Here is a 24087-nt window from a genome sequence, read left to right as displayed (position 1 = left end):
GTCTGGTTACTAAGAGGTACGGTGCGCCGTCTAGAACCCAACAACGTCGTTGGGGAGGAACCTCAGGGAGGAGACGAGCCGTGCGTCGTCGTATGCGTGGCGTCGCGGTCGCCGCGATCGCGCTGACCAGCGTGATGACTATGGCCGCCTGCGCGAAGGACTCGGGTGGCGGTAGCAACACCTCGAACAACGGCAGTGGTGCCGCTTGCGAGTACGCCACCCCTCCCACTGCGCCCGCCACCTCGAACACCAGCGCGGCCGCCGGTGACAAGGTGGACGGCAGTGCGCTGAAGGTCGGTCTGGCCTACGACATCGGTGGTCGTGGCGACGCGTCGTTCAACGACTCCGCCGCCGCCGGCCTGGACAAGGCCATCACGGACATGGGCATCAAGAAGGAGAACACGCGCGAGCTCTCCGCTGCCCCGAACGAGGACGAGGCGGCGAAGCAGACCCGTCTGCGCCAGCTCGCGTCCGAGGGCTTCAACCCGATCATCGGTGTCGGCTTCGCCTACGCCGAGTCGATGAAGCTCGTCGCCGCGGAGTTCCCGAACGTCAAGTTCGGCCTGGTCGACTCGGCCGTGGACGGCGCCGCCAACGTCACGCCGCTGCTGTTCGCCGAGCAGGAGGGCTCCTTCCTCGCCGGTGTCATCGCCGCGTACCAGAGCAAGAAGTGCCACGTGGGCTTCGTCGGCGGCGTCGAGATCCCGCTGATCCAGAAGTTCGAGGCCGGCTACGTGCAGGGCGCGACGGCGGCAGCGCCGAAGATCAAGGTCGAGAAGAAGTACATCACCCCGGCCGGTGACTTCACGGGCTTCCAGGACGCGCCGAAGGGCCAGGAAGCCGCCAAGGGCCAGATCGACAAGGGCGCCGACGTGATCTACCAGGCCGCCGGTGCCTCCGGCAAGGGCATCTTCTCGGCCGCCAAGCAGGCCGGCGTGCTGGCGATCGGCGTCGACTCCGACCAGTACAACCAGGCGACCGTCGCCGACACCAAGGACGTCATCGTGTCGTCCATGCTCAAGCGCGTCGACGTCGCGGTCTACGACTACATCCGGGCCGTCGCCAAGAACGACCTCACGTCGCTGCCGAAGGTCTTCGACCTGAAGGTGAACGGCGTCGGTTACGCCACGTCCGGTGGCAAGATCGACGCCAAGCTGCAGGGCATCCTCGAGGGCTACAAGGCCCAGATCATCGAGGGCAAGATCACGGTCAAGGACAAGCCGTAGTCCGCTGACCAAAGCACACACCGGGCCCTGTGAGGATTTGCCCTCACAGGGCCTGGTGCGTCGTAGGAGGAGCCTCGACGATGAGCAGTTCCACGTCCGTACGGACGGACGATCCCCCCGCCGTGGTGCTCACCGGCATCACCAAGCGATTCCCCGGTGTGGTCGCCAACAGCGACGTCCACCTGACCGTCCGCCGTGGCGAGGTGCACGCGCTCTGCGGTGAGAACGGCGCCGGCAAGTCCACCCTGATGAAGATCCTCTACGGCATGCAGCCGCCGGACGAGGGCACCATCGAGGTGAACGGCGAGCAGGTGCGGTTCCGCACGCCGTCCGACGCCATCAAGGCCGGTATCGGCATGGTGCACCAGCACTTCATGCTCGCCGACAACCTCACCGTCCAGGAGAACGTGGTCCTGGGCGCCGAGGCTCTGCACGGCATCGGCCAGAAGGCCCGCAAGCGCATCATCGAGCTGTCCGGCAAGACCGGCCTCAACGTCGACCCCGGCGTGCTCGTCGAGCAGCTCGGCGTCGCGGACCGGCAGCGCGTCGAGATCCTCAAGGTGCTCTACCGCGGTGCCAAGGTGATCATCCTGGACGAGCCGACCGCCGTGCTCGTGCCGCAGGAGGTCAACGAGCTCTTCGACACCGTGCGCGGCATGCAGGAGCAGGGCTACACGTTCCTGTTCATCTCGCACAAGCTCGACGAGGTCCGCGCGATCGCGGACTCCGTCACGGTGATCCGCCGCGGCACGACCGTCGGCAGCGCGGACCCGAAGACCGTGTCGTCGCGCCAGCTCGCCGAGATGATGGTCGGCAGCGAGCTCCCCAGCCCGGAGACCCGCGAGTCCACCGTCACCGACACCGTCGTGCTCGACGTCGAGGGGTTGAAGTTGCTGACCCCCGACGGGTCGCGGCCGATCCTCGACGACATCGACCTGGTGGTCCGTTCCGGCGAGGTCGTCGGCATCGCCGGTGTCGAGGGCAACGGGCAGACCGAGCTCGTCGAGACGATCATGGGCATGCGCAAGGCCGGCAGCGGCACGATCACGTTGCAGGGCAACGACCTCACCAAGCTGGGCACGCTCGCCCGGCGCGAGGCGGGCATCGGCTACATCCCGGAGGACCGCCACCGCCACGGCCTGCTGCTCACGCAACCTCTTTGGTACAACCGGATTCTCGGCTACCAGACCCGCAAGCCGACGTCCAGGGGCATCTGGCTCGACACCGACGGCGCCAAGAAGGACACCGAGCGGATCGTCACCGAGTTCGACGTGCGCACGCCTGGCATCGACGTGCCCGCGGCCGCGCTGTCCGGCGGCAACCAGCAGAAGCTCGTCGTCGGCAGGGAACTGTCCGGCGACCCGGTGCTGCTCATCGCGTCGCACCCGACCCGCGGTGTCGACGTCGGCGCGCAGGCGTTGATCTGGGACGAGATCAAGCGCGCCCGTGCCGCCGGCCTCGCGGTGCTGCTGATCTCCGCCGACCTGGACGAGCTGATCGGCCTGTCGGACACGATCAAGGTCATGCTGCGCGGCCGTCTGGTGGCCGACGCCGACCCGAGCACCGTCACGCCCGAGGACCTCGGCAGCGCGATGACGGGTGCGGGCAGCACGAGCGCGGCGGTCCAGGAGACCGCTGTCGTTGAGGAAGGCGAGAACTGATGGGAAACCTGCGCGGCAAACTCCTGCCGCCCGCGTTGGCGATCGTCTTCTCGATGCTGCTGTGCGGTGTGGCGCTGGTGATCTCCGGCGCGAACCCGCTCAGCGCGTTCGGTGCGATGGTGACGCAGGTCGGCAAGGGCTCGACGCTCGTCGACATCATCAACTCGACGGGCATCTACTACATCGCGGCGCTCGCGGTCGCGATCGGGTTCCAGATGAACCTGTTCAACATCGGTGTCGAGGGCCAGTACCGCGTCGCGGCCGTCGTCGCCGCGGTCGTCGGCGGCTCGATCGCGCTGCCGCCCGGCATCCACACGCTGGTGATCATCATCGTGGGCGCGCTCGCCGGTGCCGCCTGGGCCGCGATCCCCGCGATCCTCAAGGTGACCCGCGGCGTGAACGAGGTCATCTCGACGATCATGATGAACGGCCTCGCTATCGGCCTGTCCGCCTATCTGATCCGCCGCGACGTCTTCGGTGAGCTGCGGGGCAACAACATCCGCACGCCGGAGATCCCGGAGAGCGGCTGGATGCCCGGCATCTCCTTCGGTGGCGGCGGCACGATGTTCGGCTTCCTGTTCGTGGCCATCGTCCTGGGCGTCAGCTACTGGATCATGATGAACCGCACCAGGTTCGGCTTCGAGCTGCGCGCGTCCGGCGAGTCCGCGACCGCCGCGTCGGCCGGTGGTGTGAACGCCAAGAAGATGATCCTGGTGTCGATGCTGCTCTCCGGAGCCATCGCGGGCCTCATCGGCCTGCCGGAGATGCTCGGCCGCGACCACACGTTCAGCCTGAACTTCACCGCGGGCATCGGTTTCTCGGGCATCGCGATCGCGCTGCTCGGTCGCAACCACCCCGGCGGCATCGCGTTCGGCGCGCTGCTGTGGGCGTTCCTCGACAAGTCGGGTCTCGCGCTCGACAACGTCGGTGTGCCAAGGGAGATCGTCACCATCATGCAGGGCTCGATCGTCCTGTCGGTCGTCGTCGCGTACGAGGTGGTGCGCCGCGTCGAGCTCGCCGCGGAACAGCGTCGCGTCGGCCGTGAGCTCGGAACTGTCGGAGGTGCCGCGTGATCACGACGATGGAGGAGAAGCCCCACGTCCCGGCGGCGCCTCGCAGGAAGAAGTTCCCCGGCTGGGCCGTCGGAATGATCAGCGTCGCCGGCGCGGTCGCGTTGCTGTCGATCACGTCGTACATGACGAACTTCCCGCAGCTCACCTCGTCCGGCACGACCCAGACCGCGGTCCGGCTGATGCTGCCGATCCTGCTCGCCGGCCTCGGCGGCCTGTGGGCGGAACGCGCGGGCGTGGTCAACATCGGCCTCGAAGGCATGATGATCATGGGCACGTGGGGCGCGGCGTGGGCCGGCTACCAGTGGGGCCCGTGGGCGGCGCTCGTGTCGGCCGTCGTGTTCGGTGCGCTGGGTGGACTGCTGCACGCGATCGCCACGGTCACGTTCGGCGTCAACCACATCGTCTCCGGTGTGGCGATCAACCTGCTCGGCGCCGGCCTGACGAAGTACCTGTCGACGCTGGTGTTCTTCCCGCTGTCGCAGAACCCGCGCCAGTCGCCGCCGGTCCAGCCGTTCGACACGTACTCGGCGGCGGGCTTCGCGGACTGGCTCGGTGAGCTGGAGAAGGGTCAGCTCCTGTTCATCTCGGACGTCGCGGGCATCCTGCGCGGCCTGGTCACCGGCGTCTCGCCGTTGACGATGCTGACGATCCTGCTCGTGCCGCTGTCGTACTACCTGCTCTGGCGCACCCGCTTCGGCCTGCGCCTGCGCTCGGTCGGCGAGAACCCGCACGCGGCGGACTCGCTGGGCGTGAAGGTGTACTTCCACAAGTACGTCGCCGTGATCGTCTCCGGTGGCCTCGCCGGCCTGGGCGGCGCCGCGCTGGTGCTGAACCCCGGCCAGCTGTCCTATTTGGAGGGTCAGACCGGCGGCCGCGGCTTCATCGGCCTGGCCGCGATGATCTTCGGCAACTGGCGGCCCGGCGGCCTGCTGGGCGGCGCGGCGCTGTTCGGTTACGCGGACGGCCTGCAGCTGCGTTCCGGCGGCGACACGGTGCTGGCGCTGGTCTACGGCGTGGTGATCCTGCTCGGCGTGATCGTGGTGTACCAGCTGATCAAGCGGAAGTGGTTCTCCGCGGCGGCGGCGATCGTCGTGGCCGTGCTGCTGTACCTGCTGTACATCAGCCTCGACGAGATCCCCGGCGAGTTCGTGTCCTACGCCCCGCACATGGTGACGCTGGCCGTGCTTGCCGTGGCGTCGCAGCGGCTGCGCATGCCGGCCGCCGACGGTGTGGTGTACCGCCGTGATTGATTGGACAGTGTCAATTGATTGGGATGGGCTCAGGGCACGGGCAGTGGAAGCGGCGTCGTTCGCCCACTGCCCGTACTCGGGGCTTCAGGTCGGTGCGGCGGCGCTGTGCGACGACGGCCGCGTCATCGTCGGCTGCAACGTCGAGAACGCCTCTTACGGCCTCGGGTTGTGCGCCGAGTGCACCCTCGTCGGCCAGCTGCGGCTGACCGGCGGCGGCCGGTTGGTGGCGGTGGCGTGTCGTTCCGGTGCCGGCGACCTGCTGATGCCGTGCGGCCGCTGCCGTCAGCTGATCTACGAGTTCGGTGGCCGCGAGTGCCTGGTGGACACCGCTCGCGGGCCGCTGCCGATGACCGAGGTGCTGCTCGACGCGTTCGGACCGGAGGATCTGCCGTGAGCTTCTCAGCCGTGGACGTCATTCGCGCCAAGCGCGACGGACGTGTCCTGTCGGACGCGGAGATCGACTGGGTCATCGACGCCTACACGCGCGGTGTCGTCGCGGACGAGCAGATGTCCGCGCTGGCCATGGCGATCTTCTTCAACGGCATGACTTCGGCGGAGACCGCGCGCTGGACGCAGGCGATGATCTCGTCCGGCGAGCGGTTGTCGTTGCACGTCTCCCGGCCCACGGTGGACAAGCACTCGACCGGTGGGGTGGGCGACAAGATCACGTTGCCGCTGGCGCCTCTGGTTGCGGCTTGTGGTGCGGCTGTTCCGCAGTTGTCCGGGCGCGGGCTCGGGCACACCGGTGGGACGTTGGACAAGCTGGAGTCGATCCCTGGGTGGCGTGCGGCACTGTCCACTTCGGAGATTCTTGAGCAGTTGTCTTCCGTTGGTGCTGTTGTTTGTGCTGCTACGGAAGGGCTTGCTCCTGCTGATCGGAAGCTCTACGCGTTGCGGGATGTCACCGGGACCGTCGAAGCCATTCCGTTGATCGCTTCTTCGATCATGTCGAAGAAGATTGCGGAGGGGGCTGAGTCGCTGGTTCTGGATGTGAAGGTCGGGTCTGGGGCCTTCATGAAGGATCTGGCTTCGGCTCGGGCTCTGGCTTCTGCGTTGGTGGGTATTGGCGTTGAGCACGGGGTTCGGATTTCGGCTCTGTTGACTGACATGTCGGTGCCGTTGGGGCGGGCTGTTGGCAATGCTGTTGAGGTTGCCGAGTCCGTTGACGTGTTGCGTGGTGGTGGGCCTGCTGACGTTGTTGAGCTGACGGTGGCGCTGGCGTCCGAAATGCTTTCCCTGGCCGGGATCTCCGCTGATCCGGCTGCAGTGCTGGCCTCGGGTGAGGCCTACGAGACGTGGGCGCGGATGATCCGGGCCCAGGGCGGCGATCCGGACGCTGCGCTGCCGGTGGCGTCGCACAGGCACGTGGTGACCGCGCCTGCTTCCGGTGTTCTGTCCACTTTGGATGCTTACGGCGTCGGGGTGGCGGCGTGGCGTCTCGGTGCCGGTCGGGCGCGCAAGGAGGACCCGGTGCAGGCCGGGGCCGGTGTGCTGTGCTTGGCCAAGCCCGGTGATGTCGTTGAGGCCGGTCAGCCGTTGCTGGAGCTGTACACCGATACGCCGGACGCGGTCGAGGGTGCCTTGCAGGCGTTGGAAGGTGCCTACTCGGTGTCGGAGTCGGCGCCGGAGCGGTCGCCGCTGGTGATCGACACGATCCGCGGCTGACGTCGCGTGATCGGGAACGGCAGCGTCGGCACCAGGTCGTCGACGAGGTCGTTCCCGAACACGCACAGCGTCTGTTCCCAGGGGTGCCCGAAGGTCCCCTGGGACATGTCCTCGGTGAGGAAGACGTGGTAGTCGCCGTCGGGGAACGGCGTCACTGGCCACTGCGGCCAGCGCGTCGCCTCGATGATCCCGTGTGGCCGGAACCGGTACGACGGGTGCTGCCAGTCCAGCACCAGCAGCTTCGTTGTGTCGTCGAACACCCGCTGGAAGGACTGCAGGACCAGCTGGTCGACCTGCTTGGCGCCGGCGTCGAACTCGGCGTGGTCACGTGCACCGAAGATCGGCGACAGGTCGATCGTGACCGAGCCGGGTGGTTCGTCGATCGCTGGGCCCGCGCCGCGTTGCCGGTTCGGCCTGAACCCGAACGTGCGCTCGAACTCGTCCCACAGCTTCCCGTCGTCCTGGACGTGCTCGAACGATTCGTGCGCCATGGGCGGAGTCTAAAGAAAACGGCCCTTGGAGCTGCGCGCAGCTCCAAGGGCCGTTCCACGTTCGTCCGACTCAGGCGCCCTCGGCCGCCAGGTCGTCGTCGTCCATGTCCTTGCCGCCGGTCACCGGCTTGGCGCCGTTCTTGCGGGTGCGGCGCTGCGGGCGGGGCAGGGCGGTGGGCGGCGGGGGAGGCGTGGGCGAGCCGCCACCGAGGATGAGCTCGGCGAAGGTGGCCATGGCCTCGTCCAGCTGGCCGCCGATGCGGAGTTCCGATTCCTGGTTCGACTTGCGGACCAGGGACTGGAGGGCGTCGGTGTCCGGGCGGGCGCCCACGGTCTCGGCGACCTTGGACAGGCTGGCGTCGACCGTGCCGCCGAGCTCGGAGATGCGGGCCGCGAAGCCGTCTTCGACCTTGTCGAGGCGGTTGGTCATGTTGTCGAGCTGTGAGGTGACCAGCTCCAGGCGGCGGGCCAGGGACTCCAGGCGGTCGGCTGCGTCGACCTGGTCGCGGGACTGTTCGATCGCCGCGTACAGGGCCGTGCGGGCCTCGTCCAGCTTGCCGTTGACGGTCTCGCGGGTGTCGGCGACTGCGGAGGCCAGCTCGGTGCGGGTCTCGGCGAGCGAGGAGGCCAGGGCGTCGCGGGTTTCGGCGACCGTGCCTTCCAGGGAGCCGCGGGTCTCCGCCACGGCTCCTGCCAGCGAGTCGCGGGTCTCGACCAGGGAGGCGGCCAGCTGGTTGTGGCGGTCGGTGACTGCGGAAACCAGCTTCTCGCGGCTGTCGGCGACGGCGGCGGCCAGGTCGGCGCGGGCGGCGGCGAGGGCGTCGCGCTGCTCGTCGGCGCGGCCGTGGATGCCGGAGAAGGACTCGGCGAGGATCTTCTGCAGGGCCTCGCGGGTGCCGTCGAGGTGCTCGTGCACGCCCTCGTCGACCTCGTCGAGGCGGCCGCGCAGGGCGGCTTCGAGGGCCTCGATGCGCTCGCGCAGCGGGTTCGTGACGGCGCCGGGGATCGAGTCGACCTTGCCGTCCTGCTTGTCGAGGTGGCCGTCGAGGTCGTCGATGCGCTTGTGGATGCTGGCGAGCTTGTCCTCGAGGCCGTCCATGCGGCCCGCGACGCCCTCGAAGCGGCCGGCGACGCCGTCGAGGCGGCCGTCCAGCTGGGCGAAGGGCTTGGCGAGCTTGTCCACCAGGGCGTCGACCGCGCGACCGATGTCGGCGACGGCGTTGTCCTGAGCCTCCAGCTTGGCGAGGGCCTCGTCGAGACGCTCCGCGAGGACGCTGACCTCGGTGCGGTCCGGCAGCTCCGACAGGCGCTTGCGGACCGAACCCAGCGACTCCAGAGGCGACATCCGGGCGTGGATCTCGTCCAGCGCGTCGAAGATCTGCTGCTGCTCGCTCTCACGGATCTCCGCGGCGCGCGTGAGCATGTTGCGCATCCGATCGAAGGACATCGTGGAGTTGTTGTTCTCTGTCACGGCTGAGTGCCTTCGTCCAGGGGAGGGGGAGACCACGGGAGCCTATCCGCGTCACGGGACGTCTCTGTACCACCCCCGGCAGTAAACGGCCGGGTGCGGACGGGCGACTGACCCGGTCAGGCTACCTGATTACTCTGAACGCCAAGTTACTGGCCGGAAGCATGCGGTAGCGACCCGTGATGTTCCTACCTTGGGGTGACTCAAGCCTGATTGTGGTTGCAGAAAGTTGCTGATCACGGATCGGCAACGACGTTGAACCGACAAATGATCATATCGGCGACAAGATCATTTTGGCCAGCGCTGAAGCGGCGTGTCGGCTGAAGTAACGTGTAGCAATGTCCACGCCGCTTACCTTGGAGTCCATCCGCAGCGCGCCGAAGGTGCTGCTGCACGACCACCTCGACGGTGGCCTCCGCCCGCAGACGGTGATCGAACTCGCCGATGCCTCCGGCTACCAGGGCCTGCCCACCACGGACGCGGGCGTGCTCGGCGGCTGGTTCCGCGACAACGCGAACTCGGGTTCGCTCGTGCGTTACCTCGAAGGTTTTGCCCACACGTGCGGTGTCATGCAGGACGAGGCCGCTCTCGTGCGCGTCGCCGCGGAGGCCGTCGAGGACCTCGCCGCCGACGGGGTCGTCTACGCGGAGATCCGCTACGCCCCCGAGCTGAACACCGAGAAGGGCCTCTCGCTGGAGCAGGTCGTCGAGGCCGTCCAGGAGGGCTTCCGCCTCGGCGCGGCCCGTGTCGCCGAGACCGGCCGCAAGATCCGCATCGGCACGCTGCTCTGCGCCATGCGCCAGAACGAGGGCTGGCTGCGCATCGCCGAGCTGGCCGTCCGCTACCGCGACCTCGGCGTCGTCGGCTTCGACATCGCAGGCCCGGAGGCCGGCTTCCCTCCCACCAGGGGCCTCGACACGTTCGAGTACCTGCGCCAGCAGAACGCGCACTTCACCATCCACGCGGGTGAGGCGTTCGGCCTGCCGTCCATCTGGGAGGCCATCCAGCACTGCGGGGCCGAACGCCTTGGCCACGGCGTGCGGATCGTCGACGACATCAAGGTCTCCGGCGACGGCACCGTCCAGTTGGGACGGCTCGCCGCCTACGTCCGCGACCGCCGCATCCCGCTGGAGATGTGCCCGACCTCGAACCTGCAGACCGGCGCCGCGGCCACCATCGCCGACCACCCGATCGGCCTGCTGGCCAAGCTGCGGTTCCGCGTCACGGTCAACACCGACAACCGCCTGATGAGCGACTGCTCGCTCTCCAGCGAGTTCGCCGTGCTGGCCGAGACCTTCGGCTATGGGTGGGCGGACCTGCAGTGGTTCACGATCAACGCCATGAAGTCGGCGTTCATCGGGTTCGACGAGCGACTGTCGATCATCAACGAGCTGATCAAGCCGGGGTACGCGGCGCTCACCGCGTAGCTGTTGCCCATGCGCTCTCGTCGATCGGGCTGAGCGCGCGCAACGGCTCCCACCACGCGCGGTTGGCCGCGTACCAGCGGATGGTGTCCCGGACGCCGGCTTCGAAGCCGATCTCCGGGCGCCATCCGAGCTCGCGGCCGATCCGCGCGGAGTCCAGCAGGTAGCGGCGGTCGTGGCCGGGTCGGCGCGACCGACTTCCGCGATCGTGGCAGGCCGAGCTCGTCGAGGACCAGGCCCGCGATCTGGTTGACGCTCGCCCTTCGACCTCTGCGCCCAGATTCAGGTCCGGCGGTGCTCGCGGCCCGCTCCACCGCGTCGAAGGCTCGGCAGTGGTTCAGCACGTCGGAAGTCCACTGACGAGTGAATCGCGGCCAAGTTGTCCACAGATCGCCGAGCGGCGCTTTTCGCTGGTCAGCGGCACGTTACGCTGGAACAGGGACGCCCCCGGGAGGGTGGGGGACTGCGCTCTGGCAGTTGATCTTTCTCGAAGTACGAGCGTGCCGCGTGGTCCGCGCCCGCCTTCGACGCGATGTGGGGCGTGCGTTAGGGATGCGGCGACTCTTCGTGGAACGCGTCGACGGCATCCAGTGCGAGATCGCCGTACACCTCGCACGTCGACACGTGGTGGAACCGTCGCACACCTGCGCGGCGGCAGGCCTCCAGCAACGCCTGCGTGCCGAGCACGTTGGTGCGGAAGAACCGCGCGGGGTCCAGCACGGCGAGGCTGTTGTGGGACTCCGCCGCGAAGTTCACGACGACGTCGACGCCCTCCACGTCGGCCTCGGCGATGTCCGCGTGGACGAACGGCACGCCGGACGGCAGGTTCGCACGCGTGCCGCGGTAGGTCAGCGCGTCGAGGGCGATCACCTCGTCCGACGGGTGTTCGCTCAGCCAGTGGCGGGTGAAGTGCGAGCCGATGAACCCGGCCGCTCCGGTGACGAGCACGCGCATGGTCAGTCCTCCGAAGGAATCGCTGCGACGCCGGGAGGTTCCGCGCCGGGCCAGCCGCGGAACTCGACCTCCAGCTGGAACCGGTGGCCCAGGTAGTGGTGCTCGGACAGGGCGATCGGGCGTTCCGCAGTGTCCAGCGCGGTGCGGCGCACCAGCAGCACCGGCGTGGCGGCCGTGACGCCGAGCAGGGCGCCGATCTCGCCCGCGGCAACGGCTGCGATGTTCTGTCGGACGACGGCGATCTGGGTTCCGTTGCGGCGCAACGTCTCCCACGTGCCGGGTGACTCGGCATCGGCGCGGCTGACCGGTGCGGCCAGCTCCAGCGGCACCCACTCGGTCACGACGTCCAGCGGGGTGTCTCCGGTGCGGCGCAACGAAAGCACGCGCAGCACCTCGCCTGCCCCGAACGTGTGCGCGACGCTCGGAGGCGCCTCGCGGTAGCCGTACTCGAGGACGGTCCGGGTCAGGTCGACACCGGCTTCCGCGACGGCGGACCGCGCGTGCTGGAACGTGCCGAGCGCCAGTGGCTGGGCGAACGACACCACGTACCAGCCGGCGCCCTTGCGCGACGCGAGCAGGCCCTCGTCGCGGAGCTGTTCCAGGGCGCGGCGCACGGTCACGCGGCTGACCTCGTGACGCCGGCCGAGCTCGGCCTCGCTCTCGATGGCCCCTGCCGGGCCGTAGTCGCCGAGCGTGATGCGTTCCCTCAGCTCAGCGGCGAGGCGCTGCGACCGCGAACCTGTCATAAACCTGTATCATACAGGCGGGCGACCGGATCTGGTTCTCCCGGAAAACGATGAACGGCGCTTTTGTCCACCTGAGGTGGACAAAAGCGCCGTTCATCGTCAAAAAGGTCAGTTGACGTTGAGTCGGTCCTCGAACGTCGCCTGCAGCGCGCGGAACGCGGCCACCTCGGCGTCGTACGGAGCGGACGGCGCGAGACGCGTCGGGTCCGGCGCGACCACGAACGACACGAGCCAGCCCAGCGACTCCGAGGAGGCGAGCGCGTCCTTCACGGACTCGTCCTCCGCCCACTCGCCCGCGTCCTCGAACAGCTCGACGGCGAGGTCCAGCTGCTGCGGGTCGAGGGAGTCGGGGCCCTCTTCCATGTCCTCGGCGATGCCGGTCAGCACGTAGACGTTCTCGTCGTCCACGTCGACGTCGAGCTCGCCCGCGGTGGCCTTGACCTTGACGTCGTTCCACGTCTCGACCTCGGCCAGGTCGTGCTCGTCGTTCTCGGCGACGAAACGGCTCAGGCCGCGCGCCGAGGTGAAGACCTCGATCTTGCCCCGGCGGCCCAGGAACACCGGGTCGTCGCCGAGGTAGCAGCGCAACGTGTAGAACTCGCCGGCGGACGTGATGATCTTGATGGGGTCGATGCCCGCCTCTGCCCAGAAGCCGGTGGGCTCTGCCTTCTCCTCGTCGGAGTCCTCGTCGTCGGAGCCAGCGTCGACGGCGGCTGCGGCGGCCGCCTCCTCCAGCGCGGCGAGCTCCTCCTGCGCGACGGCGAGCTCCTTCTCCGGCACCTCGGGCGTGCTCACGACGCTGTCGATCGCGTCGAGGACCTCGTCCCACTTCTCGGAGACGACCTCGGACAGCTCGTCCCACAGCTTGGCGCCGTCACGACCGCTGAACGGCAGCGTGCCCTGCGGCAGCAGCGAGAAGCCCTCCGCCGAGTCGAGCACCTCGTGGACCTTCTCCAGGTCGCAGACGTCCGCGAGGGCGCGCACGATCGCGATGACGTCGGCGAGCTCACCGATCGTCCAGGTGTCCGGGTCCTCGGCGATCAGCTCGGGCACGCCGACGAGGTCGAACTGGTGGTTGTCGTCCGGCGAGAGGTCCGCGACGCCCAGCGACGGCACGATCGGCCACGCAGGGTGATCGGTGAGGTCGTGCTCCTCGGCGGTGCGCACGAAGGCGGCGAGGTGCGCGGCGTCGGGGAAGACGAACAGGTCTTCCTCGTCACCGAGGAACGCCTCCCACTCCTCGCCCTTCTCGCGCCAGCGGGGTGCCCACAGCGTGACGACGTCACCCTGCGTCAGCCCCAGCTCGATGGGGACGATGTCCTGCGCCATCCTGACCTCCCGGTCACGCCTGCCTGATGCCGTGGGCGAGCCTAACGGTGCTGATCACCGGCGCCCAAAGGGGTTCTCGAAGAACGCGTCCTCGTCGGGGTCCTCGACGATCGGCGCCCTGGACCGACGCCGCGGAGGTGCGTCGGGAGCTGCGGATTTCGGGGGCACGACGGGGTTCCACGTCGACCGGAAGGGTGAGTCGCCGGCGATGGACTCGACGTCGATCGCCACGCCGTCGCCCAGCGCCAGCGCCATCCGGTTGAAGCTCGTCTGCACGGCCGCGTTGGTCGCGAGCCGCACGGTCTCGGTGACGACCTCGCCGACCGCCTGCGGCCCCTGGCCGAGCAGCGCCGGGTGCAGGTGCAGGGCCTTGATCTCGCCCTTCGCGGTGGCCGTGGCCGTGCAGAGCCCGTTGGGGTGCTCGACCGTCTCGGCGGTGACGGCGAGGTCGCGCTGGAGCTGCTCGACGGCCTGCCTGCGTTCCTCGTTCACCGCTGCCACCCGAACTCGTCCTCGTCCCGCTCGCGCACGAAACCCAGCTCGGTCAGCTCGCGCGGGTCGACGACCCGTTCCAGCGTCTGGTGCAGCCGGCTGCCGGCGTTGCGCCGCGCCTTCTCGGCGACGCGCATGATCTCGGCGGCCAGGCCGTGCGGGCCCATCCGCAACGCCGCGGCGCTGACCGCGATCTGCTGCGGCGGACCGCCGGGCGTCGCGACCACCGTCACCGCGCCGTCCGGTGAGGACGCCCGCCCGGTGACGGGACCGCTGCGCGTGACGTGCTCGGACACGGCCTGCTCGACATCGCGCACCTTCCGTGCGGCGCGCTCGACGTCGTCGTCCACCCGATCACCCCCTACCGCCACAGTGTGCCGCATCGCGGAGCAAGGGGTTGTGTGGTTCGAGCCGACGTGGCTGCGATCGTGTGTCCCATGATCCTGCGTTCGGTCGTGCTGTTCGCCCTCGCCGCCCTCATGGAGATCGGCGGCGCGTGGCTCGTCTGGCAGGGCGTGCGGGAGCACCGCGGCTGGGTGTGGATCGGTGCCGGTGTGATCGCGCTGGGCCTCTACGGTTTCGTCGCGACCCTGCAGCCCGACGCGAACTTCGGCCGGATCCTCGCGGCCTACGGGGGCGTGTTCGTGGCGGGCTCGCTCGCGTGGGGCGTGGTCGTCGACGGCTTCCGGCCCGACCGCTACGACGTGATCGGCGCCCTCGTCTGCCTCGCCGGGGTCGCCGTGATCATGTACGCGCCGCGGTAGCCGCTTCGAGCAGCGCGGTGAGCTCGGCGGCCACATCGTCCAGCGGTTCGATGCTGCGCTGGGCGCGGCACATCGCGACCGCGCCCTCGGCACTGGTGACGACGAGCCGGGCCAGCCGCCGCGCCGGGTCCTCGGCGACGCCTGCCTCCTTCAGCGCGTCGGCGAGCTGGGTCGTCCAGATCCGGAACGCCTCGGCGGCCGCGTCCAGCGCCTCGGAGTTCACCTCGATGGACACGGCGAGCACCGGGCAGCCCGCCTGGAAGCCGGACTCGATGACGACCTGGCGCCACATCGTGAAGAACGCCCGCACGCCCTCGGCCGGACCTTTGCGGAGCTTTGCCGCGAGCACCGTCCGCACGGTGTCCGACGCCCACTGGACGGCTTCCGTCGCGAGCTGGCCCTTGCCGCCGGGGAAGTAGTGGTACGTCGAGCCGAGCGGCGTTCCCGCGTGCTTGGCGACCTCGCGGATGCTCGTCGCGTTGAGGCCGCGCCGGCGGATCATGTCGGCCGCTCCGGTGACGATCTGCTGTCGGGACATCGACCCGCCTCTCTGGCTATAACGCTCGTCATAGGTTAGCGTCCGTATGACAGTCGTCATAGATCGGAGTTCGCCGTGCCCATGATCGAGCTGACCGCTCCTGCCGGATCGCTGACCGACGCCGGTCGCAAGAGCGTGCAGCGGGACCTGGGGGCGTTGCTGCTCAAGTGGGAGGGCGCGCCGGACACCGCGTTCTTCCGCTCGGTCTGCTGGACGTACCTGCACGAGCTGCCCGCGGGTGCGCAGACGACCGGTGAGGACGACGCGCCGCGGTTCCGGGTCGACGTCCGGGTGCCGACGGGCGTGTTGTCCGACCGGCGCAAGGCCGGGCTGGTGCAGGACGCGACGGCCCTGGTGCTCGACGCCGCCGGGCTCGGTGAGGGCGACGCGATGCGGGTGTGGGTGCTCATCCACGAGCAGCCGGAGGGGACGTGGGGCGCGGGCGGGCAGATCGTGAACTTCACCGAGCTGAAGGCAGCCGCGCGGGCGGCTCAGGCAGAGCGCTAGAGCGCCGGTCAAGGGAGCGATCCCACGAACCGGGCGTCGTCGATGAAGGTTCCCTTCATAAAGATCAACCAGGGCTGGCCGACCGCTACCTGACCGGCGCTCCAGGTCGGTGGTTCAGCCCGTCGGCCGGTAGAAGCCGTAGAACGACATCCCGCTGTTCGTCGTCCGGATCTTCCCGACCTGCACCGGATCCCCGGCCTCGACCATCTGCCCGTTGCCGATCACCATCGCGACGTGCCCGTCCCACACCACGAGGTCGCCCGGCAGCAGCTGGTCCGGCGGCACGGACGCGCCCATCGCCTGGGACGAGGCCGGCCGCGGGATGTCGAAGCCCGCGTTCTTGTACGCCCACTGCGTGAGGCCCGAGCAGTCCGTGCCCTGGGGCGGGTTCGCGCCACCCCACACGTACGGCGTTCCCAGTGCCGACAACGCGTTGCGCACCGCCTTGGCCGCGGTCTCGTTCGGCGCCTCGGCACTGCTGCCGTCGGGCAGGTTCACGCCGACGCCGGTGCCGGGCTGCGGCGGAATCGCCACGGGAAGCCGAGGGCCCGAACCGCCACCGCCTCCACCGCCGCCCCCTCCTCCGCCCCCTCCTCCGCCACCGCCACCGCCGCCGCCACCCGAGCCGGAGCCACCGCCCGAACCGGAACCGCCACCGGAGTTCGAGCTGGAACCGGACTGGGACGACGAAGCAGCGCTCGAAGCAGAAGTCGTGCCCTCGTCACCGCCGAGCGGCTCGCCGAGCTTGCTCAACGCCCCGACATCGGGCTTCTGCAACCCGTTCAGCTGACCGACGAGCTGCGTGAGCTGGTCACGCACCTTCTGCACTTCGGCGGAAGTCCTGCCCTGGTAACCGGAAGCCATCCCCGCGAGGTCCGCGAGCGCGGCCAGCACGATGCCCGGACCGGCCACCAGCGATGCGGCGACCGCGGCGGCCAGCTTCGGGGTCGCCTTCGACGTGAACTCGTCGATCAGGCCCTGGATCGCGGTGCGTCCGCCGGTCACCGCGGACACGCCGCTGGAGGCCACGGTCTTGAACACGGAAGCGTTGGAGGACAACGTGTTCGCGGCCGACGTGAAGGTCGCGACACGGCCGGTGAACGTGTTGGCCTTCTCCCCGGACCACGTGTTCAGCACGGCCGTGGAAGCCGACGAGTGCCGTGATCCCAGGTCTGTCAAAGCGGTCTGCGCGCGGCCGAACGCGTCGCCGGCACGCGTGGCGCCGCCGGTGTCGCCGTCCAGCTTGGCCAGATCTTCCTTCATCGGTGCGATGAAGGAGCTCAGGAGCCCTTCGACGCTCATGCACGCGCCGCCTTCTCGAGCGCCGCCTTGTGCGCGTCCTCCTGGGCGATGTAGGCGTCACGGGCCTTGGCGACGGCGGTGCCGAGACCGGCCAGCCCGGTGGAAGCCGCCTTCAGCGCGTCGAGCTGGGCCTGGGCCGCGGTCTGGAAAGCGGCGTTGAGACCCACCTCGTTGCCGATCTTGCCGAAGCAGTCGCCGGGCAACGCCGTCGTACCGGTCAGCGTGCCGGTGCCGACCGCCCCCACCTCGCTCGCCAGACCGCTCACCGCCGACGCGTATCCGGTCAAGGCGTCGAGGTCGGCCTTGAGTCCCTGTTCCGCCATCTGAAAGCTCTTCCCCCAGTCGTGACCTGTTCGCCCCGATCCTGCCCCGATGAGCGGTACCTCGCCCGTCGTTCCGGCAAGATCATGGAACCGTGGGTGTGATCGAGCACTGGAACCGGATCCTGGCATGGCTGGCGGAGCACGCTCCTGCCACCCGTGCCGTGCTGCGTCCGAGGTACGACGCGCTGCCGGAGCTTCGGGTTCCGATCGACCTCCAGCTGTGGTGGAGCGTCTACGGCGGCACCGAGGAGGGCCTCTTCGCCGAGATCCTGCCGCCCTTCTACACGCCGCTCGGCGCCGATCGCGCGTTCGTGCTCAGGGACACCCACCAGAGCAAGCCCGCGGACGGTTCGGAGGCGGGCGCGCCGACGGCCGGGTTCCACCCCGAGTGGCTGCCGATCGCGTTCGACGGCACGGGTGACGTGCTCGCGATCGACCTGAGGCCCGGCGTGCTGCGCGGCTGCGTGGTCGAGTGGGACCGGGAGCGCAGTGAGATGATCAAGCCGGAGTTCACGTCGCTCGTCGAGATGTTCGACCAGGTCGCGACGGCCCTGGAGACGCGCAGCGCGGTCGGGCACTGCTTCCCGATGGTCAACTCGGCCGGCGAGCTGGGCTGGCGGACCTGCTAGACCTTGCCGATGATGTGCAGTTCCTCGAGACCGGTGATGATCAGGTCGACGCCCAGCGCCGCCAGCAGCACGCCGAGGACCCGCACGAGCACCCACGCGTAGGTCATCTGCACGTAGCGCATCAGGATGCCCAGCACCGCGATCGCGGCGAGGTCCAGGGCGATCACCGCGGCGAACGCGGCGGCCAGCACGAACGTGGACGCCGCCGTGCTGGTGTCGGACATCAGGAACAGGTAGGCGATCGCCACCGGGTTCGCGTAGTACGAGGTGGCCAGCTCGTGCGTGCCGCCGGTCGGGTCGTGCTGCGGCTCCTGCTTGCGCCCGAGCACGAGGTCCAGCGCGTGCACGAAGAGGATCACGCCGCTCGCCAGCATCAGCGCGCCGCCGCTGATGTGGAACAGCTGGATCAGCAGGCGTCCCGCTCCGACCACGAAGAGTCCGGTGGCCAGGGCGATGCCGGTGGTGCTGAGCGCCACCCGCCAGCGCTGCCTCGCGTCCGCGCCCTCGGTGTCCAGCACGAAGGCCACCAGGATCTTCGGCGGACCCACGACGGCGACGAGGATGCTGAACGCCTCGACGAAGCTCATGCCGTTGATGATCGAGCCGGCGCGGTGGTGCCGCGACTCGGCGAGCGCAACTCACCCCTGGTGGGCGAGCTTCGCGACGTGCCGGCCGCGACCTGGCGGCCCTACCTCACCCCGGCGAACGGGCGTTGCGGCAGAGCGGCCGTCTTCAGGCGCGCCCACACCTTCACGGCTGCCAGCGCACTCAGCCACCCGAGCGCGGTGCCCGTGGTGTTGGCGATCAGGTCGTCGACGTCGAAGATCCGGTTGGCCCACAGCAGCTGCGAGCCCTCGATCAGCAGCGAGACGCCGTAGCCGATCAACGCGGCCTGGCCGATCGAGCGACGGCCCCAGAACATCAGCATCGCGCCCAGCGGCACGAACAACAGCACGTTGAGCGTCATCAGGTCGAACGCGATCCGCCCGTCGCGGAACGTGTCGGCGATCCACTGGAACGGGACCAGCTGCACGGACTGGCGCGGCGGCACGGTCTGCATCGGCAGGAACGTCGCCGCGAACAGCATGCTCGCGTACACGGTGATGGTCGCGCCGCGGAACGTCAGCTGACGGAAGAACAGCTGCGGCAGCAGGAAGACGACCGACAGGAAAAGGCCCCACTGGATGCTCGCGAGATGTGCATTCGTCATGAATCCAAATTAGGAAAATGGCCTTCAGCGCACATCGCGCTGAAGGCCACTTCGGTCCTCGTACTTCTGGTCGAGGTCTACTCGGCCGCGTAGTCCCGGGGACTGATCCCGCGTAGTACCGGACCGCACGCCAGTGCTGCGACCAGCGCGACCACGACACCGACGCCCACGGGAGCGACCACCCACGGGGTGAACGGCATTTCTCCGCGACCGACCATTCCGCGCGCCAGGGTGAGCAGTCCGAAACCGACGACAATTCCCGCGCCGCACGCCGCGATCGTGACCGCGAACACCGGGAGCATCACTTCCCGGCGCAATGCGTGACCCAGCACACGAATCGGAGTTCCGGCCGCGATCAACGCACCGAAAGTGCGCCTGCGGTCGATCACCGACCCCGCTGCCGCCACCGCCGCGCCGATCCCGCCGAGCACCGCGGCGATCGAGAGCCCGATGACCGTGGCCCGTTCCAGGTCGGCCATCAGCGTGTCGCCGTACAGGCCGCGCTGCTCACCGTCCACCAGCCGCACGCCCGGCAGCGTGCCGACCAGCGCCGTGTGCACCGCGTCCCGGTTCTCCGGCGTCGTCGGCACCCCGACCATCGACACCTCGCCCGCGATCGACGGCAGCAGGTCCCTGTCGATGAAGGCGCTCACCCGGCCGGCGCCCGCGAAAGGACGCGTCTCGTACTGCGCGGGCAGCTTCGCCGTCACCGTCCTGCCGGGGCCTGGCGACGTGAACTCGTCGCCCGCCAACGATGTGGGCGCGTACACGGCAGGTCCCGGCCGGCACGTGAGACCGGTCAGCACCTTCGACACTTCGGCGCACTGCCCGACGACCACGTAGGTGCCGCGGCCCTCGCTCTTGATCAGCCCGTCGAACATCGTGACGATCGGGGCCGAGGTCGCGAGCCGCAGCGGCGTGACGTCGTGCGTCACCTGTTCCGCGACGATCGCGCTCTCCTGCCACGTCGAGTCGCGGTAGGGGACCTGGCTCGCCAGGCCCGGCAACATCGTCAGCGCCATCGACCCGGTGAAGACCGCGATCACCACGCCCGCCGAACCGCGGAACGCCGCCACCGGATCACCGGAGAGCCGCCGGCCCGCCAGCAACGTCGACGGCCTGCGCCACCGCCCCACGAAGAACCTGCCCACCTGCGCCGTCACCACCGGTCCCGCCAGCACCAGCGCGAACGCCACCGCGCCGAGACCGAGCAGCACCACGGTGAACTGGCTGTCTCCGCCGGACTGCTGCGCGTACACGATGCCCAGGAAGAACACGCCCATCGCACCGACGATCGACAACAGCCGCCACGACCGCACCGTGCGCTTCTCCTCGGCCGCGAGCGGCCGATTCACCACGCGCCGCAGTCCCGTGATCGCCGCCCCGACGACGAGCACCGGCGCGAGCACGGCGACCCCCGCCACCACAACGGGATCCGGCACGAAGTCGCCGGGGAACCAGGTGCCGCCCTCCCACGGGATCTTCGCCGTGACGTGGCTGAACGGCTGCGCCAGCAGAACGCCGAGCACGCTGCCGACGACCGCGCCGACCGCCGTCTCGATCGCCGTCATCACGACGACCTGCCGCGGCGACGCGCCGGCGAGCCTGAGCGCGGCCAGGCGGCGTTCCCGCTTCGCCGCCGTCAGCCGTGCGGCCGAGGCGACCAGCACCAGGCACGGCACGACGAGCACCACGAGCCCGACGCGGGTGAGCAGGTAGAGCATGCCGTGGTAGTCGTCGCGGTACGAACCGCGGCCGGCCTGCAGTCCTGGTGCCGGGAAGCCGTTCTCGACCTTCTCGTGGCCGACGACCGCGACGAGCTCGTCGGGGAACTTGAGCGCTTCCGGCCCGAGCAGGCCGATCTGCCTGCCGGGGAAGCGGTTGCCGAGCTTCTCCGCGGGCGTGCTGCGCACCAGGTCCGCAAGTGCGGGGGAGAGCAGCACCTCGCCGTTCTCCGGGAACTTCGGGATGCCGTTCGCGACGGGCACCGCACCCTGCTCGTTGCGTGCGACGTCGAACCGCTCGATGAGCTTGCCGTCGTACGAGTCCTTGTTCGCCGCGATGGAGATGGCGTCTTTCTGGCTCTGGCTGAAGGCTTCGCGCCACGCCGTGCGGTCCGCCCGCGCCTGCAGACCGTTCGGGGCGGCGAGAAGCCAGAGGACCAGCGACACCGCGATCATCACGCCGAGGGCGACCAGCACCGTCGCGACCTGGCTGCGGCGGTCCCTGCGCAGCACCGCGAGAGCGATCCTCACGCGGACACCCCCGCGGCGATGCGACCGTCCTGGATTTCCACGACGCGCAGCGCACGGTCCGCGATCGCCTTGTCGTGCGTGACGATCACGACGGCCGCGTTGGTCTCCTCCGCGGCGGCCAGCAGGGCGGTCATCATCTCCTGGCCGGTGCGCGTGTCGAGGGCACCGGTCGGTTCGTCCGCGAAGATCACCCGCGGCCGGTGCGCCAGCGCCCGCGCGATCGCCACGCGTTGCGCCTGACCGCCGGACAGCTGGTCGGGACGCCGTTTCTCCATGCCCTGCAAGCCGAGCCGGCCGAGCCACCGCCGGGCCGCGCCGAGCGCCTCGTCGCGCGAACCGCCCGCGAGCAGCATCGGCAGGGCGGCGTTCTCCTCCGCCGTCAGCTCGGCGACGAGCATGCCGGACTGGAAGACGAACCCGAACGCCGTCCGCCGCAGCTCGCTGCGCCCGGTCTCGTTCAGCTCACCGATCGCGCGCCCGTCGAGGAACACCTCGCCGCCGTCGGCGCGCAGGATGCCGGACAGCACGTGCAGCAGCGTCGTCTTGCCGGAGCCGGACGGCCCGACGACCGCCAGCACGTCCCCTGGGGAGATGTCGATGTCCACCCCGGCGAGCGCGTGCACGTCGCCGTAGGTCTTGACCAGGCCACGAGCGGCCAGAACCGAATTCATGACGTTGAAGGTGCCGGGTCCGGGCCCGCGAAACCTCAGCCTTGACGACACACCGGATCGGCCGGATGACCGAGGCCACAGGGGTGTGATGGTCCTACCGTTGTCTGTCGTGGACAGTCATCGGGGCCAATGGCCGATCGCCGCCGGGCTGGCGTTGCTGATGCTCGGCGAGCTCGTGTTGATGGACGGGCTGCGCAGCGCCGGGGCGCTCGTGTGGCTGCTCAGCGTGCCGCCGTGCATCGCGGCCGTCGCATCGTTCAAGTCGCGCGACTTCGCGATCCCGGTGACCGTGGCGTCGATCTTCGTGTCGTCGTTCGTCATCCGGCTCTTCCACGTGAACATGCCGACGATCCTGAGCCCGCTGACCATCGCCGAGACCGCCGCGTGCCTGGTCCTCACCGCCGTGATCGTGCGCGAGGAGCCGCGCCGCGCCGCCACGTGGTCCGTCGGCTGGCTGATGGCCGTGAGCTTCTTCGCCGCGATCGTCCGCGACAACTGGATCTCGGGGAGCAACTACAACGAGATGCTGGGCTCGCTGGTCCTGGGCTTCGGGGCCGTCGGTGTCGGCCTGTACTTCCGCGCACGGGACACCGAGAGCGGCAGGCTGATCGCGGCCGCCGTCACCGACGCGCAGAAGGAAGAGCGGATCGCGCTGGCCCGCGAGCTGCACGACGTGGTCGCGCACCACGTGACCGGCATGCTCGTGCAGGCCCAAGCCGCGCTGGAGGTCTCGGACGACGACCCGAAGGCCGCCCACCGCCTGTTGCCGGGAATCGTCCGATCAGGCACGGAAGCGCTCGGCGCGATGCGGCGGATGGTCGGCACCCTGCGCCAGGGCGAGAACGAGATCGCCACGACCGACCTGGCCGCCGACGTGATCGCGACCGTCGAACGCACCCGCGAGCTCGGCTTCGAGACCCGGCTGCGCATCGACCTGCCGGACGAGGTGCCACCGGAGCTCGGCCGCTCGGTGTTGCGCCTGGTCCAGGAGTCGCTCACCAACGTGCACAAACACGCGCAGAGCCCCACCATGATCGACGTGGAGATCTCGCGGACGCCGCAGAACGCGCTCCGGGTCGTCGTTGCCGACGACGGTCAGCCGCACGAGCTGAACCAGGGCGGCTACGGTCTCGTAGGCATGCGTGAGCGGGTCGACCTGCTCGGTGGCCTGTTCTCCGCGGGCCCGCGTGAGAACGGCTGGCAGGTGCTGGCCGAGCTACCCCTGGAAGGAAGCAAGTGATCTCGGTCCTCATCGCCGACGACCAGGAGATGGTCCGCGTCGGTTTCCGGATGATCCTCGAGAAGCAGCAGGACATCACCGTCGTCGCGGACGTGGCGGACGGCATCTCGGCCGTCACCGCCGCGCGTGAGCACAAGCCCGACGTGGCGTTGCTGGACATCCGCATGCCCGGTCTGGACGGCCTGGAGGTCACCAAGAAGCTCTCGCCCACGACGAAGGTCGTCGTGGTGACGACCTTCGACCTGGACGAGTACGTGCACACGGCGCTGGAGAACGGGGCTTCCGGGTTCCTGACCAAGGACGCAGGCCCGGCCCTGCTCGTCGAGGCGGTGCGCGCGGCGGCCCAGGGCAACGCGTTGATCTCGCCGCAGGTGACCGTGCGGATGCTGGAGCACTTCGCGCGGCCCGCCGAGCGGCCGGATCTCGGGCTGCTCACCGCACGCGAACAGGACGTGGTGCGGGAGGTGGCGCGGGGTCTGAGCAACCAGGAGATCGCTTCGGAGCTCTACCTGTCGCTGTCGACGGTGAAGACGCATCTCGCGTCCGTGCAGACGAAGCTCAACGTGCGCAACCGGGTCGGGATCGCCTCTTGGGCGTGGCGTGCCGGTCTGGTGAACTCCTGAGCATGTCGGAGTTCCCGCGCACCATCGGAAAGGTCGCGACTCGCGAGCTGACCGCCCACGGCTACACGACGTTCGACTCGCTGACGAAGGTGTCGGCGAAGGAACTGCTGAAGATCCACGGCGTCGGCCCGAAGGCGATCAGGATCCTCGGGGAGGAGCTGGCGGCCCGGGGCAAGACCTACGCCGCCAACTAACCCTGGTTGTTGGTGCGTCTGCAAGTACTACCAACTTCGAGTTGGTGGTACT

Annotated in this window: 28 protein-coding genes; 13 read left to right on the top strand and 15 right to left on the bottom strand. The window is 69.3% G+C overall.

What is annotated here, in order from left to right; genetic code table 11:
- Window positions 1–92: 92 nt before the first annotated feature.
- The 6 genes from ACFOWZ_RS10210 (at window position 93) to ACFOWZ_RS10185 (ending at window position 6875) form a co-directional block, all read left to right on the top strand.
- Window positions 93–1226, top strand: a complete 1134-nt coding sequence (locus tag ACFOWZ_RS10210) for a BMP family lipoprotein (RefSeq protein WP_382372638.1) — start codon at window positions 93–95, stop codon at window positions 1224–1226.
- Window positions 1227–1306: 80 nt separating this feature from the next.
- Complete coding sequence (locus ACFOWZ_RS10205; protein ID WP_382371449.1) at window positions 1307–2887, top strand: ABC transporter ATP-binding protein; 1581 nt, start codon at window positions 1307–1309, stop codon at window positions 2885–2887.
- Window positions 2887–3960, top strand: coding sequence for an ABC transporter permease (locus tag ACFOWZ_RS10200; protein WP_382371447.1), 1074 nt, complete (start codon window positions 2887–2889; stop codon window positions 3958–3960). Before ACFOWZ_RS10205 ends, ACFOWZ_RS10200 begins: the two co-directional genes overlap by 1 nt.
- Window positions 3961–3968: 8 nt before the next feature.
- Window positions 3969–5210 carry an ABC transporter permease gene (locus ACFOWZ_RS10195; protein WP_382372636.1) on the top strand — a complete coding sequence of 414 codons (1242 nt, stop codon included), beginning with the start codon at window positions 3969–3971 and terminating at the stop codon, window positions 5208–5210.
- 13 nt (window positions 5211–5223) lie between these two features.
- Window positions 5224–5604 carry a cytidine deaminase gene (locus ACFOWZ_RS10190; RefSeq protein WP_382372634.1) on the top strand — a complete coding sequence of 127 codons (381 nt, stop codon included), beginning with the start codon at window positions 5224–5226 and terminating at the stop codon, window positions 5602–5604.
- On the top strand, window positions 5601–6875 hold the full coding sequence (locus ACFOWZ_RS10185; protein ID WP_382371445.1) for a thymidine phosphorylase: 1275 nt from the start codon (window positions 5601–5603) through the stop codon (window positions 6873–6875). Before ACFOWZ_RS10190 ends, ACFOWZ_RS10185 begins: the two co-directional genes overlap by 4 nt.
- On the opposite strand, the gene ACFOWZ_RS10180 is transcribed toward ACFOWZ_RS10185, so the two are convergent.
- Both ACFOWZ_RS10180 and ACFOWZ_RS10175 read right to left on the bottom strand, forming a co-directional pair.
- Window positions 6812–7366: a DUF2716 domain-containing protein gene (locus ACFOWZ_RS10180; protein WP_382371443.1), complete on the bottom strand. Its 555-nt coding sequence runs from the start codon at window positions 7364–7366 to the stop codon at window positions 6812–6814. The two genes, ACFOWZ_RS10185 and ACFOWZ_RS10180, sit on opposite strands and share 64 nt — an antisense overlap.
- Before the next feature lie 70 nt (window positions 7367–7436).
- Window positions 7437–8813: a hypothetical protein gene (locus ACFOWZ_RS10175; RefSeq protein ID WP_382371441.1), complete on the bottom strand. Its 1377-nt coding sequence runs from the start codon at window positions 8811–8813 to the stop codon at window positions 7437–7439.
- A 359-nt stretch (window positions 8814–9172) separates the two neighbouring features.
- Here ACFOWZ_RS10175 and ACFOWZ_RS10170 point away from each other — a divergent pair, with 359 nt between their 5' ends.
- On the top strand, window positions 9173–10261 hold the full coding sequence (locus ACFOWZ_RS10170) for an adenosine deaminase (RefSeq protein WP_382371439.1): 1089 nt from the start codon (window positions 9173–9175) through the stop codon (window positions 10259–10261).
- Here ACFOWZ_RS10170 and ACFOWZ_RS10165 read toward each other — a convergent pair.
- From ACFOWZ_RS10165 to ACFOWZ_RS10140, 6 genes are all read right to left on the bottom strand, one after another.
- Complete coding sequence (locus ACFOWZ_RS10165) at window positions 10251–10538, bottom strand: GDP-mannose 4,6-dehydratase (RefSeq protein ID WP_382372632.1); 288 nt, start codon at window positions 10536–10538, stop codon at window positions 10251–10253. The genes ACFOWZ_RS10170 and ACFOWZ_RS10165 overlap by 11 nt on opposite strands.
- 266 nt (window positions 10539–10804) lie before the next feature.
- A complete protein-coding gene (locus ACFOWZ_RS10160; RefSeq protein WP_382371437.1) occupies window positions 10805–11212 on the bottom strand; it encodes an NAD-dependent epimerase/dehydratase family protein in 408 nt (135 codons plus the stop codon).
- 2 nt (window positions 11213–11214) lie between these two features.
- Entirely contained in the window at window positions 11215–11958 is a 744-nt protein-coding gene (locus tag ACFOWZ_RS10155; RefSeq protein WP_382371435.1) for a GntR family transcriptional regulator, read from the bottom strand.
- Between the two features lie 108 nt (window positions 11959–12066).
- Window positions 12067–13287, bottom strand: coding sequence for a primosomal protein (locus ACFOWZ_RS10150; RefSeq protein ID WP_382371433.1), 1221 nt, complete (start codon window positions 13285–13287; stop codon window positions 12067–12069).
- Window positions 13288–13341: 54 nt separating this feature from the next.
- On the bottom strand, window positions 13342–13788 hold the full coding sequence (locus ACFOWZ_RS10145; protein WP_382371431.1) for a YbaB/EbfC family nucleoid-associated protein: 447 nt from the start codon (window positions 13786–13788) through the stop codon (window positions 13342–13344).
- The gene (locus ACFOWZ_RS10140) at window positions 13776–14129 is read right to left on the bottom strand and encodes a hypothetical protein (RefSeq protein WP_382371429.1); all 354 of its coding nucleotides are present in this window, start codon (window positions 14127–14129) and stop codon (window positions 13776–13778) included. The genes ACFOWZ_RS10145 and ACFOWZ_RS10140 overlap by 13 nt, the downstream gene beginning before the upstream one ends.
- A gap of 87 nt (window positions 14130–14216) precedes the next feature.
- On the opposite strand from ACFOWZ_RS10140, the gene ACFOWZ_RS10135 reads away from it, so the two are divergent.
- Window positions 14217–14543 (top strand): YnfA family protein, encoded by a 327-nt coding sequence (locus ACFOWZ_RS10135; protein WP_382371427.1) that lies wholly within the window; start codon window positions 14217–14219, stop codon window positions 14541–14543.
- Here ACFOWZ_RS10135 and ACFOWZ_RS10130 read toward each other — a convergent pair.
- Window positions 14524–15081, bottom strand: a complete 558-nt coding sequence (locus ACFOWZ_RS10130; protein ID WP_382371425.1) for a TetR/AcrR family transcriptional regulator — start codon at window positions 15079–15081, stop codon at window positions 14524–14526. The genes ACFOWZ_RS10135 and ACFOWZ_RS10130 overlap by 20 nt on opposite strands.
- 81 nt (window positions 15082–15162) lie before the next feature.
- Here ACFOWZ_RS10130 and ACFOWZ_RS10125 point away from each other — a divergent pair, with 81 nt between their 5' ends.
- Window positions 15163–15588, top strand: a complete 426-nt coding sequence (locus ACFOWZ_RS10125; RefSeq protein WP_382372630.1) for a tautomerase family protein — start codon at window positions 15163–15165, stop codon at window positions 15586–15588.
- A gap of 114 nt (window positions 15589–15702) precedes the next feature.
- Here ACFOWZ_RS10125 and ACFOWZ_RS10120 read toward each other — a convergent pair whose 3' ends face one another.
- Both ACFOWZ_RS10120 and ACFOWZ_RS10115 read right to left on the bottom strand, forming a co-directional pair.
- Window positions 15703–16890, bottom strand: coding sequence for a C40 family peptidase (locus ACFOWZ_RS10120; protein WP_382371423.1), 1188 nt, complete (start codon window positions 16888–16890; stop codon window positions 15703–15705).
- On the bottom strand, window positions 16887–17213 hold the full coding sequence (locus ACFOWZ_RS10115) for a hypothetical protein (protein WP_382371421.1): 327 nt from the start codon (window positions 17211–17213) through the stop codon (window positions 16887–16889). Before ACFOWZ_RS10115 ends, ACFOWZ_RS10120 begins: the two co-directional genes overlap by 4 nt.
- Window positions 17214–17305: 92 nt before the next feature.
- Here ACFOWZ_RS10115 and ACFOWZ_RS10110 point away from each other — a divergent pair, with 92 nt between their 5' ends.
- Window positions 17306–17842: an SMI1/KNR4 family protein gene (locus tag ACFOWZ_RS10110; protein WP_382371419.1), complete on the top strand. Its 537-nt coding sequence runs from the start codon at window positions 17306–17308 to the stop codon at window positions 17840–17842.
- On the opposite strand, the gene ACFOWZ_RS10105 is transcribed toward ACFOWZ_RS10110, so the two are convergent.
- The 4 genes from ACFOWZ_RS10105 to ACFOWZ_RS10090 form a co-directional block, all read right to left on the bottom strand.
- The gene (locus tag ACFOWZ_RS10105; protein WP_382371417.1) at window positions 17839–18429 is read right to left on the bottom strand and encodes a MarC family protein; all 591 of its coding nucleotides are present in this window, start codon (window positions 18427–18429) and stop codon (window positions 17839–17841) included. The two genes, ACFOWZ_RS10110 and ACFOWZ_RS10105, sit on opposite strands and share 4 nt — an antisense overlap.
- Window positions 18430–18530: 101 nt before the next feature.
- Window positions 18531–19052, bottom strand: a complete 522-nt coding sequence (locus tag ACFOWZ_RS10100) for a VanZ family protein (protein WP_382371415.1) — start codon at window positions 19050–19052, stop codon at window positions 18531–18533.
- A 77-nt stretch (window positions 19053–19129) separates the two neighbouring features.
- On the bottom strand, window positions 19130–21307 hold the full coding sequence (locus ACFOWZ_RS10095; protein ID WP_382371413.1) for an FtsX-like permease family protein: 2178 nt from the start codon (window positions 21305–21307) through the stop codon (window positions 19130–19132).
- Window positions 21304–21978 carry an ABC transporter ATP-binding protein gene (locus ACFOWZ_RS10090; protein WP_382371411.1) on the bottom strand — a complete coding sequence of 225 codons (675 nt, stop codon included), beginning with the start codon at window positions 21976–21978 and terminating at the stop codon, window positions 21304–21306. The genes ACFOWZ_RS10095 and ACFOWZ_RS10090 overlap by 4 nt, the downstream gene beginning before the upstream one ends.
- 109 nt (window positions 21979–22087) lie before the next feature.
- Here ACFOWZ_RS10090 and ACFOWZ_RS10085 point away from each other — a divergent pair, with 109 nt between their 5' ends.
- From ACFOWZ_RS10085 to ACFOWZ_RS10075, 3 genes are read left to right on the top strand one after another with little or no spacing between them, the layout of a single operon-like run.
- Window positions 22088–23218: a sensor histidine kinase gene (locus ACFOWZ_RS10085; RefSeq protein ID WP_382371409.1), complete on the top strand. Its 1131-nt coding sequence runs from the start codon at window positions 22088–22090 to the stop codon at window positions 23216–23218.
- The gene (locus ACFOWZ_RS10080; RefSeq protein ID WP_382371407.1) at window positions 23215–23841 is read left to right on the top strand and encodes a response regulator; all 627 of its coding nucleotides are present in this window, start codon (window positions 23215–23217) and stop codon (window positions 23839–23841) included. Before ACFOWZ_RS10085 ends, ACFOWZ_RS10080 begins: the two co-directional genes overlap by 4 nt.
- Window positions 23842–23843: 2 nt before the next feature.
- Complete coding sequence (locus ACFOWZ_RS10075; RefSeq protein WP_382371405.1) at window positions 23844–24035, top strand: hypothetical protein; 192 nt, start codon at window positions 23844–23846, stop codon at window positions 24033–24035.
- The last annotated feature ends 52 nt before the right edge of the window (window positions 24036–24087 follow it).

The organism is Lentzea rhizosphaerae (assembly GCF_042649515.1).
Lineage (GTDB): Bacteria > Actinomycetota > Actinomycetes > Mycobacteriales > Pseudonocardiaceae > Lentzea > Lentzea aerocolonigenes.
The sequence above is the reverse complement of the archived record's forward strand: the minus strand, read 5'-3'. Positions and strand labels throughout refer to the sequence as shown.